Genomic DNA, 12618 nt, shown 5'->3' on the forward strand with positions numbered 1-12618 from the left:
AGTGTGACAACGGGCCCTCGCCGAGGGTGGTGCCGCGCTCCGGGGTGCGGGTGAGGTGTGCGCACCCCGGAGCGCGGGCCGGTGGGGCCGGTCAGACGCCGGACGCGGGGGTCTCCCGGGTACGGCGGTGGCGGCGGGCCGCGGTGATGCCGCAGAGCGCCAGGGCCAGCAGGGCCCCGGCTCCGGCGACGGCCGAGGTGGCGGTCAGGGCCCCGTCGGCGGCGGTGTCCGGGGCACCGGCCGCGGTGGCGGCCATGACGGGTCCGGAGCCCGGACCCGAGGCGGGTCCCGGCGCGGGTCCGGAGCCCGTCGCCGCGTCGGGGCCGTAGCCGCCCGCCCTGCCGGAACGGGCGTAGCCGGAGCCGGGGAGCTTGTCCCCGTACGCCTCCCGCACCCGGTTCCCGTAGGCGCTCAGCGTGGTTCCCGAGGCGCCGACCGCCCCGGCGGCGTCCTCGTCCAGCGGGAGCACCCTGCTCCCCTTGTGGACGTACCAGGCGTCGATCTGCGGCTCCCGGAACACGGTGCCGCCGGGGAGCTTGCGGGCGCCCGCCGCGGTGTAGCGCGCCTCGTCGTCGCCGGTGGCGATGTTCACCACCTGCCAGTCGGCGCCCCGGCCCGCCTTCGGGACGGTCCACAGGGACGCCTTCTGCCCGTCCGAGGAGACCGCGGTGGAGGCGAGGTAGTCGAGCGTGCTGAGGGCGGCTCCCGGTTTCCCGGCGACGAAGTCCGCGGAGAGCGTGCGTACGGGGACGGCCGCTCCCTCGATCCGTGGTGCGGCCGCCGCCCGGGTGACCGCGCCCTCCCTGGCGAAGAACCGGGACAGGGTGTCCAGGGTGGAGGCCGAGACGGCCGCCTCGTGGGCGGCCGCCAGGGCCGGGGCGGTGAGGGCCGGGGCGGCGAAGGCGGGCGCGGTGGGGGCGGGGCGGCCCGCCGGTCCGCCGTCCGCCACGGCCTGGGGAGAGGCCGCGGCGAACAGGGCGGCACCGGTGAGCGCGGTGGCCGTGACGATGCGCCGGGTCGTGGATGTCATGCCGTCACGCCCCGATCCGGTACAGCGAGTGGGTCCAGGAGAACTCGTTGTTGTTCACGTACCAGGCGTGCGAGGCCCAGTTGTAGCGGTTGCTGGAAGGCCAGGGGTCGCCCCAGTAGACCCAGCTGCTTGCGTCGTCGTAGCCGTACAGGACGTGCATGTGCCCGCCGCCGGAGGACCACTGGATACGTGTCTCGACGGGGCGGCCGGCGGATATCTCGCCCTGCACCGTCGCGTAGCGCAGGTAGCCCGTGACGTACGAACCGGGGTTGACTCCGGCCCAGGACAGACCGTCCTGGACATTGCCCAGCGTGGCCTGCGAGTTGGGGCACTCATAGCCCTGGGACCGGTTGAAGGCGGCGTTGCAGAACTGGTTCTGGGAGTAGTTCCGCCCGAACCAGGTGGCGATGGTGTTGCCCGCGGCCGCCCAGCACCAGTTGGTCTTCTGCTGGGCCTGCATGGTGATGTTCAGCCGCTGGGTGGCGGCGACGGCGCTGCTGTCCGGCGTGACGGCCGGGGTCTGGGCGGCGGTGGCGGTCGCCGCCGGCACGGCGAGGAGCACGGCGGCCAGGAGTGCCGTGAACGGGAACCTTCCCGGCCTGATTCTTCGGTTGTGCATGGCGTTCCTCCCATGGCGGGGGGGGTGGGATCGGAGGAGCGCGTCCGGACGCTGTTCAGGAGCATCGACCGTTGTCCGGAACCGGTCAACACGCTTCAATGCGGGGTGACATCACGGTGTGAACGGCGCGACGGATGTGTGAACAGTCCCGCCCCGGTCACCTGGCCCCCCGCTCCCACCCGGGTGATGTCCCCGCTCCCCGTCGTGAACGTTCACCGGAGGCCCGACATGCGGCACACCGAGACCGAACTCGCCCAGGTGCTGCACACGGGCCCCTTCCATCTGGCCCTGCGTACCGCCCTGTCCGTGCGCGGGCTGCCGCTCCAGCGGGTCCAGCACCACCTCGCGCACCGGGGAATCAAGGTCGGGGTGACGAGTCTCAGTTACTGGCAGCAGGGCGCGCGCCGCCCGCGGCGCGCCGAGTCGCTGCGTGCGGTGCAGGCGCTGGAGGCCGTTCTCGCACTGCCGGAGAACTCGCTGCTGCGGCTGCTGGAGACCGGGGACGCGCCCGCGGACTCCGAGCGTCCGGCGGCCCGCTCGTACCGCTCGCTGATGGAGGCGTCGGGTGCGGTGGAGCGGCTGCTGGCGGCGATGGAGTCACCGGTGGACGGCGGGCTGCACACCGTGGGGCATCAGGAGCGGGTCCGGATAGGGGCGGGCCGGGAGATGGCGGGCCGCGACTCGCAGCACGTCGTGCGGGCGCATCGCGACGGCGTCGACCGCTACCTCGCGGTCTACCGGGGCGATCCGGGCTGTGAGCCGTCGCGGATCACCGTACGGGCCCGGGAGAACTGCCGGACCGGCCGGGTCCGCTGGGACAGGGGTACGGGGGTGCTCGTGGCGGAGCTGCTCTTCGACACCCGGCTGCGGGCCGGTGAGACGTACCTCTTCGGCTACGCCTTCGACGACGGTACGGGTGAGCCCTGCGGTGAGTACGTGCGTGGCTTCACCTTCGGCGGCGGGCAGTACGTGCTCCAGATCCGCTTCGACGAGGCGGCGCTGCCGGTACGGTGCCGGCGCTTCGTCCAGGCATCGGCGGGAGCGGCGCGCGGTGCCCGGACCGACCTGACCCTCACCGGCCGGCACCGGACCGTACATCTGGTGGAGCAGGGGGTACGGCCCGGTCTCGTCGGCATCGACTGGGACTGGGAGTAGTCGGCCGGGAGCGGTTCCGTGCGGGGTGCCTGTGCCCCGGTAGCGGCGTCTGTGCCGTTACCCGTGCGTCAGGCTTCGGGGCCCGCGACGAGCTTTCCGCCCTCGGCCGTGACCGGGATGGAGGGCAGCGGCACGGTGGCCGGTCCATGGATCGCCTTGCCGGTGGTCATGTCGAAGCGGCTGCCGTGGCAGGGGCAGTGGCCCTCGGTGCCCTCGACCTTGTCCAGGACGCAGCCACCGTGGGTGCACTGGGCGCTGAACGCCTTGTACTCGCCCTTCGCCGGGCAGCTCACGACGAGACGCTGCTCGCGGTAGAGCTTGGCACCGCCGACCGGGACCTCGGACGCGGCGCCGAGGTCGACGGGCGCGGTCGGCGTGGGCGTCTGCGCGTGGCCGAGCTTGGAATCGGTCGAGCAGGCGGCCACTCCCAGCCCGGCGGCACCGGCGAGAGCGGCACCCTTCAGCACGGTACGGCGGGCGGCGGGCTGGCCGGGCATGCGTATCTCCACGGGTCGGTCTTCGGAGGTGGTGCGGGCGGTCGCCGGTGCGTACCCGTGACCACAGTGGCCGACGCTCCCGGTGACAGAAACGACGATACCGGCGGAGATCGGCGGGCCTGCGGCCGGGCCGGTCCTGGCCCGGAACGCGACGGTGGTGGCCCCCTGATCAGGGGGCCACCACCGTCAGCACGACATCAGCGCGGCAGTGAGGTCACGCCTTGCGGGCGCGGGCCGTCTTCTTCGCCGCCGTGCTCTTGGCCGCCGCTGTGCTCTTGGCCGCCGTCGAGCTTTTGGCCGTCGTCGTGCTCTTGGCCGTCTTGGCGGCCTTCGTGGCCTTGGCCGTGCCGGTGGCGGCGGCCGTCTTGCGTGCGGCCGGGGCGGCCTTCGCCGCGGCCGTCTTCCTGCGGGCAGGCTTACGGGCCGTGGGCAGCGCCGCCTCACTGATCCGGTCCGCGTCCAGGATGCCCTGGAGGAACTTGCCGGTGTGGCTGGCGGGCACCGAGGCGACCTTCTCCGGAGTGCCCTCGGCGACGACCAGACCGCCGCCGTTGCCCCCTTCGGGGCCCATGTCGATGACCCAGTCCGCGGTCTTGATGACATCGAGGTTGTGCTCGATGACGATCACCGTGTTGCCCTTGTCGACCAGGCCGGAGAGCACCTTGATCAGCTTGCTGATGTCCTCGAAGTGCAGACCGGTGGTCGGCTCGTCCAGGACGTAGACCGTGCGGCCGGTGGAGCGCTTCTGGAGCTCGCTCGCCAGCTTCACGCGCTGGGCCTCGCCGCCGGAGAGCGTCGGCGCGGACTGCCCGAGCCTGACGTATCCGAGACCCACCTCGTTGAGCGTACGGAGGTGGCGGGCGATCGTCGGGACGGCCTCGAAGAACTCCAGGCCCTCCTCGATCGGCATGTCCAGCACCTCGGCGATGGACTTGCCCTTGTAGTGGACCTCCAGGGTCTCCCGGTTGTAGCGCGCTCCGTGGCAGACCTCGCACGGGACGTACACATCGGGCAGGAAGTTCATCTCGATCTTGATGGTGCCGTCGCCGGAGCAGTTCTCGCAGCGGCCGCCCTTGACGTTGAAGGAGAAACGGCCCGGCAGATAGCCGCGCACCTTCGCCTCCATCGTCTCGGCGAACAGTCGGCGGACATGGTCGAAGACTCCGGTGTACGTGGCCGGGTTGGACCGGGGCGTACGGCCGATCGGCGACTGGTCGACGTGCACCACCTTGTCGACGAGGTCGTCGCCGTCGACCCGGGTGTGCCGGCCGGGGACCGACTTGGCACCGTTCAGCTCGCGGGCCAGGTGGGTGTAGAGGATGTCGTTGACCAGGGTCGACTTCCCGGACCCCGAGACGCCCGTGACGGCCGTGAGGACGCCGAGCGGGAAGGAGACGTCGATGTCCTGGAGGTTGTTCTCCCGGGCACCGTGCACCGTGAGGCGGCGGCCGGGGTCGACCGGGCGCCGGATGTCGGGCATCGCGATCGCCCGCTTGCCGGACAGATACTGGCCGGTGATCGACTCCTTGTTGGCCAGCAGCTCCTTGAGCGAGCCGGAGTGGACCACCTTGCCGCCGTGCTCACCGGCGCCGGGGCCGATGTCGACGACCCAGTCGGCGACCTTGATGGTGTCCTCGTCGTGCTCGACGACGATGAGGGTGTTGCCCATGTCGCGGAGCCGGACCAGGGTCTCGATCAGACGGTGGTTGTCCCGCTGGTGGAGCCCGATGGACGGCTCGTCCAGGACGTACAGCACACCGACCAGGCCGGAGCCGATCTGCGTGGCGAGCCGGATGCGCTGGGCCTCGCCGCCGGACAGGGTCCCCGCGGCCCGGTTGAGCGAGAGGTAGTCGAGGCCGACGTCGACGAGGAACCTCAGCCGCTCGTTGACCTCCTTGAGCACGCGCTCGGCGATCTTCTTGTCGCGGGCGTTCAGCTTCATCCGGCCGAGGAACTCGGCGCATTCGCTGATCGACATCGCGGAGACCTGGGCGATGGACTTCTCCATCACCGTCACCGCGAGCACGATCGGCTTGAGCCGGGTGCCCTCACAGGTCGGGCAGGGCACCTCGCGCATGTAGCCCTCGAAGCGCTCACGGCTGGAGTCGCTCTCGGCCTCGGAGTGGCGCCGCTTGACGAACTGCACCGCGCCTTCGAAGGCGGGGGTCGTGTAGGCGCGCTCGCGGCCGTACCGGTTGCGGTAGCGCACCTCGGTCTGGATCTTGTGGCCGAAGAGCAGGGCCTTCTTGGCGCGCTGCGGCAGTCCGGCCCAGGGGATGTCCGTACGGAATCCGAGGGCTTCGGAGAGTGCGCCGATCAGCCGCCCGAAGTACTCCTTGGTGTGGCCGTGCGACCAGGGGTGGATCGCTCCCTCGTCGAGGGACTTCTCCTCGTCCGGGACGATCAGCTCCGGGTCGACCTCCATGCGCGTACCGATGCCCGTGCAGTCGGGGCAGGCGCCGAAGGGCGAGTTGAAGGAGAAGGAGCGGGGCTCCATCTCCTCGAAGGAGAGGTCGTCGTACGGGCAGTAGAGGTGCTCGGAGTACATCCGCTCACGCTCGGGGTCGTCCTCGGGGAGGTCGACGAAGTCGAGCACGACCATGCCGCCGGAGAGGCCGAGCGCGGTCTCGACCGAGTCGGTCAGCCGGCGCTTGGCACTGTCCTTCACGGTGAGGCGGTCGACGACCACCTCGATGGTGTGCTTCTCCTGCTTCTTCAGCGTGGGCGGCTCGGAGAGCTGGATGGTCGCGCCGTCGACCCTGGCCCGGCTGTAGCCCTTGGTCTGGAGGTCGGCGAAGAGGTCGACGAACTCGCCCTTGCGCTCGCGCACCAGCGGCGAGAGCACCTGGAAGCGGCTGCCCTCGGGCAAGCCGAGCACCTTGTCGACGATGGCCTGCGGCGACTGGCGGGAGATGGGCCGCCCGCACTCCGGACAGTGCGGCTTGCCGATCCGGGCGAAGAGCAGCCGGAGGTAGTCGTAGACCTCGGTGATCGTGCCGACCGTCGAGCGCGGGTTGCGCGAGGTCGACTTCTGGTCGATGGAGACAGCGGGCGAGAGGCCCTCGATGAAGTCGACGTCCGGCTTGTCCATCTGGCCGAGGAACTGCCGGGCGTACGAGGAGAGGGACTCCACGTAGCGCCGCTGGCCCTCGGCGAAGATCGTGTCGAACGCGAGGGACGACTTGCCCGACCCGGAGAGCCCGGTGAAGACGATGAGGGAGTCGCGGGGGAGGTCGAGCGAGACGTTCTTGAGGTTGTGCTCGCGCGCGCCACGGACGATGAGACGGTCGGCCACGCCGGTCCGCACCTTTCTTGAGAGAAGCGGGGGAACTGAGCCCCCCTCCCAGGGTATGGGGGGTGCCACAGCGATGTATGAGGCTTTCGACTCCGAGCGTATAGCACGCGCATTCGATTTACGGTCGGCCCTGAACTCCTTCACCCGAATGAGTGGCGAAGCTAGGCTCGGCCTCATGATTGATCATGCGCGCGACCTGGAAGCTGTACGCGAAGCGACCGAACGACTGCTCACCGCAGCGGGCAAATGGGACAACGCCACTGTCGGCGAGCCGTCACGGTTGCCCGGCTGGAGCCGGGGCCATGTACTGGCCCACCTGTCACGTAACGCCGACGCGCTGGCAAATGTTCTCCGGGGCCTGCCGATGTACGCGAGCAGCGAAACCCGGGACCAGGACATCGCCCGCGACGCCCCCCGCCCTCTCGCCGAACAACTGGCCGACCTCCGCGACAGCGGGGCCCGCTTCCTCGCGGCGGCCGCCGCGGAGCCGGCCGACTGGTCGCGTACGGTCACCCTGCGCAACGGGGTCACGGACTCGGCGGCGCGGGTCCCCTTCCGCCGCCGGATCGAGCTGGAGCTGCACCAGGTCGACCTGGGCATCGGCTACGAGCTGGAGGACCTGCCGGAGGAGTTCGTGACCCGGGAGATCGCCTTCCTCACCGCCCGCTTCGCCGGGCACCCCGACGTGGTGGCCACCACCGTGACCGACGAGGACGGCCGCCACTGGTCGACGGGCGGCGGCGCCGAGGGCGGACCGACGGCGGTCCGCGGTCCGGCGGCCGAGCTGCTCGGCTGGCTCTGCGGGCGGCGCGACGGCTCGGCCCTGACCGTGCCGAACGGCCCGCTGCCCGCGCTGCCGCCGCTATAGGCTGGGCCGTATGACGTACAGCGGAGCGGTCAAGGTCGGCGGACCTGCGGATGTGCACGAGCTGACGGATCTGATGATCTCCAAGGTCGCCGTCGGCCGGATGAACAACAACGCGTATCTGCTGCGCTGCCGGGCCACCGGCGAGCAGCTCCTGATCGACGCGGCCGCCGAGGCGCGGACCCTGCTCGGGCTGATCGGTGACGACGGCATCACGTCCGTCGTCACGACCCATCAGCACGGCGATCACTGGCAGGCGCTGGGCGAGGTGGTGGCGGCCACCGGAGCACGTACGTACGCGGGCCGGTACGACGCCGAGGGCATCCCGGTCCCGACCGACGTACTCGTCGAGGACAACGACACGATCCGCGTCGGCCGGGTCTCGCTGACCGCCCGCCATCTGACCGGACACACGCCGGGCTCCATCGCGCTGGTCTACGACGACCCGCACGGAGCTCCGCACCTGTTCACGGGAGACTGCCTCTTCCCCGGCGGGGTCGGCAATACGCGCAAGGACCCGGATGCCTTCGCGAGCCTGCTCCACGACGTGGAGACCAAGCTGTTCGACCGGCTGCCCGACGAGACCTGGGTCTACCCCGGGCACGGGCACGACACCACGCTCGGCGACGAGCGTCCGCAGCTCCCCGGCTGGCGCGCCCGCGGCTGGTGACCCGCCCGCGCGACGCGTGACCCACGGACGCCGGGGGTGACCCACGGACGTCATGGGTGAGCCACGGACGTCGTGGGTGGCGTTCCTCGGACGCCCCGTGACCGTCGTCGCCGATGGGTCCCCAGGAGCGTGCGGGCCGCCCCGGCCCTCTACGCACACCGGCCGGGGCGGGCGGACACATCCGCACTCGCCCCGGCCGGTGCCGGACCTTCCCGCGCAGCCTCTGCGGCCGGCGCGCTGCACCGCCTCGGCGGCGCAGCGGCTCAGTGGCTCAGCCGGAGATGCTCTTGGTCTCCTCGTCGGTCGGCTCGGCCGCCTTCGCCGCCTCGGCCTCGGCCGCCGCCACCTGCTTCTTGTTGGCGATGAGGCTGGTGATCGTGGTGATCACCAGCACGCCGCAGATGACGGAGAGCGAGAACGGGATGGAGATCTCGGGGACATGTACCCCGGACTCGTGCAGCGCGTGCAGCACCAGCTTGACGCCGATGAAGCCGAGGATCACCGAGAGGCCGTAGCTGAGGTGAACCAGCTTCTTCAGCAGACCGCCGATGAGGAAGTACAGCTGACGCAGCCCCATCAGGGCGAAGGCGTTGGCGGTGAAGACGATGTACGGGTCCTGGGTCAGGCCGAAGATCGCCGGGATGGAGTCCAGCGCGAACAGCACATCGGTGGTGCCGATGGCGAGCATGACCACCATCAGGGGGGTCAGGACACGCTTGCCGTTGTTCCTGATGAAGAGCTTGGTGCCGTGGTACCTGTCGGCGACACCGAAGCGGTGCTCGATCGACTTGAGGAGTCGGTTCTCCTCGAAGTCCTCTTCCTCGTCACCGGCCCGCGCCTCCTGGATGAGCTTCCAGGCGGTGTAGATCAGGAACGCGCCGAAGATGTAGAAGACCCACGAGAAGTTGGCGATGACGGCGGCACCGGCGGCGATGAAGATCGCTCGCAGTACCAGCGCGATCAGCACGCCGATGAGCAGCACGCGCTGCTGGAGGTGGGACGGCACCGAGAACTTCGCCATGATCAGGACGAAGACGAAGAGGTTGTCGACACTGAGCGACTTCTCGGTGATGAAGCCGGCGAAGAACTCGCCGGAGGCCTGGCTCTCGCCGAAGACCAGCAGGCCCAGTCCGAAGAGGACGGCCAGCGTGATCCAGACGATGGTCCAGATTCCTGCTTCTTTGGTCGACACGTCATGGGGCTTGCGCCCGATGAAGAAGTCGACGGCGATCAAGGCGCACAGACCAAGAATGGTCAGCACCCAAAGGGTCCATGAAACGTCCACTGCGCCTCCGGCAGTTCGCTACGGCTACTGATCAGCGTCGTCGCTGCCGGAGGTCTCTTCCACCTGAGCGCACGGGATGCGCGCCTGGCCGACGCCCCGGGACCGGTCACAGTCCGTACTGACGGGAACGTCGCGTATGGGAGTACTCCCCTCCGTCCTCAGAACAGTACAGGTAACACCAAGAAAAGGTAAAGGGAAGAGTAAAGGAACCACCAAAACAGCAGGTCAGAGCCGTGCGATTCTCATGGAGGGGCATGGATAGCGGTCGGCCCGGGAGTCCCCTGACCGGCCGGTCAGGGGACTCCCGGCGGCCGGGAGGCGGGACTCAGCGACCACCGGTGCGGCGGGCCGCGGCCACAGCGGCGAGCACCTGTTCCAGGACTCTGCTGCCCGGCGGGAGCACCGGCGGTTCGTACGTCCAGGCATGGCCGACCCAGGGATCGGCGAGATGACTGTCGGCCACGGGGGTGATCCGCAGCAGGGAGCGCCACAGCGGGTCGAGGACCGGGCCGTACGCCCCGGCGTCCTCCCGGTCCGCGACCATCAGCAGATGCACCCCGACCGAGGGGCCCTCGTCGGCGAGGTAGCGCAACTGGGTCACGGCCCGGTCGTCGAAACCGTGCGGGAAGTCGTTGACGATGAGGAGCTGCTCGCCCGTGTCCAGGTCGGGCGGCAGCGAGTCGGCGGCACCGGCTCTGACCGCCATCTGCACCAGGTCCACGCGCCGGGTGAGGTGGGCGAGGACCGAGGCCACTCCCCCGGGTCCGGCGGCCGGCGGCCCGGTGAGGACTCCCGCGCCGACCAGGGGCGCGAGCGCCCCGGCGGCCGAGCCCGCCGGATCGATGACGTGCACCGAGAACTCCCCGGTGGGGTAGACGGCGAGCAGGCGGGCGGCGTGGACGACCGCGTTCTCCATGGCGAGGCGGCGCAGCTGGTCGGTGTCCATCAGCGCGGCCTCCTCGGAGGCCGCGCGGCCGCTGTCGATCCAGATGCCGCGCTCCAGGGGGAGGCGTACGAGCAGCGGGATACGCAGGTCGGGGCGTTCGGGCAGATGGAGGTCGCCGATGCGCAGGGCCATCGGGATCTCCATCGGGACGCGATGGGCGTGCCAGACGGGGTTGTCCCAGCCCGCGTAGGCGGCGGGGAGCGCGGGCTCCACCACGTCGGACTCGGCGGCGAGCTGGGCGAGGTCGCGGTCCAGCGCCTCGCGCGCCCGGGTGGTCAGCTCGTCGCGTTTGGCGCGGGCCTCCTCGCGGGCCCGGTCGCCCGCGCCGCCGATCCGGTTGCGCGGGTCGGACAGGGTCCGGTCGAGCTCCTGCTCCATGCGGGACTCGGCGAAGTCCACGGCGCTGCGGTAGGCGGCGGTGGCGCGGGCCAGGTCCTCGAACATGCCCCAGATCTGGTTGTAGAGGCGCTCGTCCATGGACCATCCGCTCGCGTCACCCGCGACGGGCGGCGCGGCCTGTCCCGGCGGGGCCGGGGGCGCCGCGGGCGGGGGCGGCGGGGGCGCGGCGCTCCGGCGGCGCGGGTGGGCGTAGTTGATGGGGCCGCCCACCGTGGCACCGGGCGCGCCGGCCGCGGTCGTGGCGGGGTCGGTCGTGGCGGGGTCGGGCAGCGGCTCGGGGGTCCTGGCTGCCGGGGGCGCGGGCGGCTCCCGGTCGGCCGGGGCGGACGCGGTCCCCGCGCCGGGCCGTACCCGGTCGCCGTCCGGGGCACGGGGCGGTGGCGGAGCCACCGAGCGGGCCATGCCACGGGCGACCGCTTCCTGGATCGAACCGGCCAGCTCCGCCGCGCGGGCCACTCCCTGGTCCGCGAGCATCTCGGCGAGTCCGTCGGCGTAACCCTGGCCGACGGCGCGTACCTTCCATGCCCCTTGTCTGCGGTAGAGCTCCAGGGCGCTGACCGCCGACTCGGCGTCCAGGCCGGTGAGCGTGAAGGTGGCGATCTCGGTGCCGTCGAGGCCGGTGACGGCGACGAAGGGCGCGGCGACCGAGCCGAACCTGACCGGGCCGCCGACGCCCGTCGGGAGGGCCAGCAGCACGGTGACGCGGTGGACCTCGTCGGGCAGGGCGTCGAGGTCGACGGCGAGCCGGTGGTCCGAGGCGGCCTGCCTGGACACTTCGAGCCCGGGGAGCTGAGGCGATCCGGGGTGGGCGATCCACTCGATGCCGTGCACCGTGCCCCGTTCGTCGCCGAGGGTGGCTCCGGCCACGACGGGTGAGCCCGCCGATACCCGGATCTCCAGACGGGTCTGGGGCAAGGTGTGATTCTGCCCCCGGACCAGTTCGGCCGTCATTGCTGCCCTGTCCCCCTCGACGATGGCCCGCGGTGCGGTGCCGTGCTGTTCGGCGGTGCTGCCCGGCGGTGCCGTGCTGTTCGGCGGTGCTGCCGCTGCTTCGTGGTGTGTGTCCGACGGACGGGCGCGTCCGGTGTCCGGCGCCTGTCGTGGTGTCGTGCGATGTGGTGCAGCTCCCGGCGGCGGGTGCCTCCGGGAGCTGCTCGTACCGATGCGGACCAGGTGCTGTCGCGCCTACAGGTGCGGCAGGATCGAGGGCATCAGGTCCTGGAAGGTGCGGCCGTTGGCCGGGTTGCCCAGGGCCGTCATCTGCCAGCCGCTCCCCGCACGGTGCACCTTCGCCATGATCTGGGCGGTGTACTGGCCGCCACCGTCGAGTGTGTACCGGGCGAGCTCCTGGCCGTTGGTCTCGTCGACGATGCGGCAGAAGGCGTTCTGCACCTCCTGGAACGTCTGCCCGGTGAAGGAGTTCACCGTGAAGACGATCTGGTCGATGTGGACCGGGACGCGCTGGAGGTCGACGAGGATCGCCTCGTCGTCGCCGCCCGAACCGGCGCCGCCGACCAGGTTGTCGCCGGTGTGCTTGACCGAGCCGTCGTCGCTGACGAGGTGCCGGAAGAACACGACGTCAATGGGCTGCTTGTCGGCGAACAGCACGGCCGAGGCATCCAGGTCGATCTCCCGGGTACGCGAGCCGAACAGTCCGCGACGCGGAGCCGCCTGCCAGCCGAGCCCCATCCGTACCGCGGTCAGGGTCCCCCCGTCGCTCTTCTGCAGGCTGATGGCCTGACCCTTGGTCATGTTGACCGTCACGCGCTGTCCCCTCTCCGCATTTTGCCCCGCATCCGTCCGTGTGCGGTTTCCTCGCACACTACGCAGTTCTCGCCGGACGGCAGCAGGTTCGTG

At 71.0% G+C, this 12618-nt stretch carries 10 protein-coding genes; 3 read left to right on the plus strand and 7 right to left on the minus strand.

The window, feature by feature from the left end; all coding sequences use genetic code 11:
- Positions 1 to 91: 91 nt before the first annotated feature.
- Together OG251_RS09245 and OG251_RS09250 are read right to left on the minus strand one after the other, a co-directional pair.
- On the minus strand, positions 92 to 1030 hold the full coding sequence (locus OG251_RS09245; RefSeq protein ID WP_326676702.1) for a hypothetical protein: 939 nt from the start codon (positions 1028 to 1030) through the stop codon (positions 92 to 94).
- 4 nt (positions 1031 to 1034) lie between these two features.
- Entirely contained in the window at positions 1035 to 1649 is a 615-nt protein-coding gene (locus OG251_RS09250; RefSeq protein WP_326676703.1) for a papain-like cysteine protease family protein, read from the minus strand.
- Positions 1650 to 1877: 228 nt separating this feature from the next.
- Here OG251_RS09250 and OG251_RS09255 point away from each other — a divergent pair, with 228 nt between their 5' ends.
- Positions 1878 to 2804 (plus strand): hypothetical protein, encoded by a 927-nt coding sequence (locus tag OG251_RS09255; RefSeq protein ID WP_326676704.1) that lies wholly within the window; start codon positions 1878 to 1880, stop codon positions 2802 to 2804.
- Between the two features lie 68 nt (positions 2805 to 2872).
- Here the strand turns inward: OG251_RS09255 and OG251_RS09260 are convergent, their stop codons facing one another.
- Entirely contained in the window at positions 2873 to 3301 is a 429-nt protein-coding gene (locus tag OG251_RS09260; protein WP_326676705.1) for a Rieske (2Fe-2S) protein, read from the minus strand.
- Positions 3302 to 3515: 214 nt separating this feature from the next.
- On the minus strand, positions 3516 to 6596 hold the full coding sequence (gene uvrA / locus OG251_RS09265) for an excinuclease ABC subunit UvrA (protein WP_326676706.1): 3081 nt from the start codon (positions 6594 to 6596) through the stop codon (positions 3516 to 3518).
- Positions 6597 to 6771: 175 nt separating this feature from the next.
- Here uvrA and OG251_RS09270 point away from each other — a divergent pair, with 175 nt between their 5' ends.
- Positions 6772 to 7464, plus strand: coding sequence for a maleylpyruvate isomerase family mycothiol-dependent enzyme (locus OG251_RS09270; protein ID WP_326676707.1), 693 nt, complete (start codon positions 6772 to 6774; stop codon positions 7462 to 7464).
- 10 nt (positions 7465 to 7474) lie between these two features.
- Positions 7475 to 8131, plus strand: a complete 657-nt coding sequence (locus OG251_RS09275) for an MBL fold metallo-hydrolase (RefSeq protein WP_326676708.1) — start codon at positions 7475 to 7477, stop codon at positions 8129 to 8131.
- A gap of 271 nt (positions 8132 to 8402) precedes the next feature.
- On the opposite strand, the gene OG251_RS09280 is transcribed toward OG251_RS09275, so the two are convergent.
- The 3 genes from OG251_RS09280 to OG251_RS09290 all read right to left on the minus strand — a co-directional run bounded on the left by OG251_RS09280 (position 8403) and on the right by OG251_RS09290 (position 12525).
- Positions 8403 to 9416 (minus strand): TerC family protein, encoded by a 1014-nt coding sequence (locus OG251_RS09280; protein WP_326676709.1) that lies wholly within the window; start codon positions 9414 to 9416, stop codon positions 8403 to 8405.
- A 325-nt stretch (positions 9417 to 9741) separates the two neighbouring features.
- The gene (locus tag OG251_RS09285; RefSeq protein WP_326676710.1) at positions 9742 to 11712 is read right to left on the minus strand and encodes a TerD family protein; all 1971 of its coding nucleotides are present in this window, start codon (positions 11710 to 11712) and stop codon (positions 9742 to 9744) included.
- A 234-nt stretch (positions 11713 to 11946) separates the two neighbouring features.
- Positions 11947 to 12525, minus strand: a complete 579-nt coding sequence (locus OG251_RS09290) for a TerD family protein (protein WP_073720308.1) — start codon at positions 12523 to 12525, stop codon at positions 11947 to 11949.
- Positions 12526 to 12618 lie beyond the last annotated feature (93 nt).

It is taken from the genome of Streptomyces sp. NBC_01237 (assembly GCF_035917275.1).
In the GTDB taxonomy this organism is placed as follows: domain Bacteria; phylum Actinomycetota; class Actinomycetes; order Streptomycetales; family Streptomycetaceae; genus Streptomyces.

Excerpts from the sequence above, each read along its gene's own strand:
- OG251_RS09260 (WP_326676705.1), bottom strand. The coding sequence starts at position 3,301 with ATGCCCGGCCAGCCCGCCGCCCGCCGTACCGTGCTGAAGGGTGCCGCT.
- OG251_RS09285 (WP_326676710.1), bottom strand. The coding sequence starts at position 11,712 with ATGACGGCCGAACTGGTCCGGGGGCAGAATCACACCTTGCCCCAGACC.
- OG251_RS09275 (WP_326676708.1), top strand. The coding sequence starts at position 7,475 with ATGACGTACAGCGGAGCGGTCAAGGTCGGCGGACCTGCGGATGTGCAC.
- OG251_RS09270 (WP_326676707.1), top strand. The coding sequence starts at position 6,772 with ATGATTGATCATGCGCGCGACCTGGAAGCTGTACGCGAAGCGACCGAA.
- OG251_RS09250 (WP_326676703.1), bottom strand. The coding sequence starts at position 1,649 with ATGCACAACCGAAGAATCAGGCCGGGAAGGTTCCCGTTCACGGCACTC.
- OG251_RS09255 (WP_326676704.1), top strand. The coding sequence starts at position 1,878 with ATGCGGCACACCGAGACCGAACTCGCCCAGGTGCTGCACACGGGCCCC.
- OG251_RS09245 (WP_326676702.1), bottom strand. The coding sequence starts at position 1,030 with ATGACATCCACGACCCGGCGCATCGTCACGGCCACCGCGCTCACCGGT.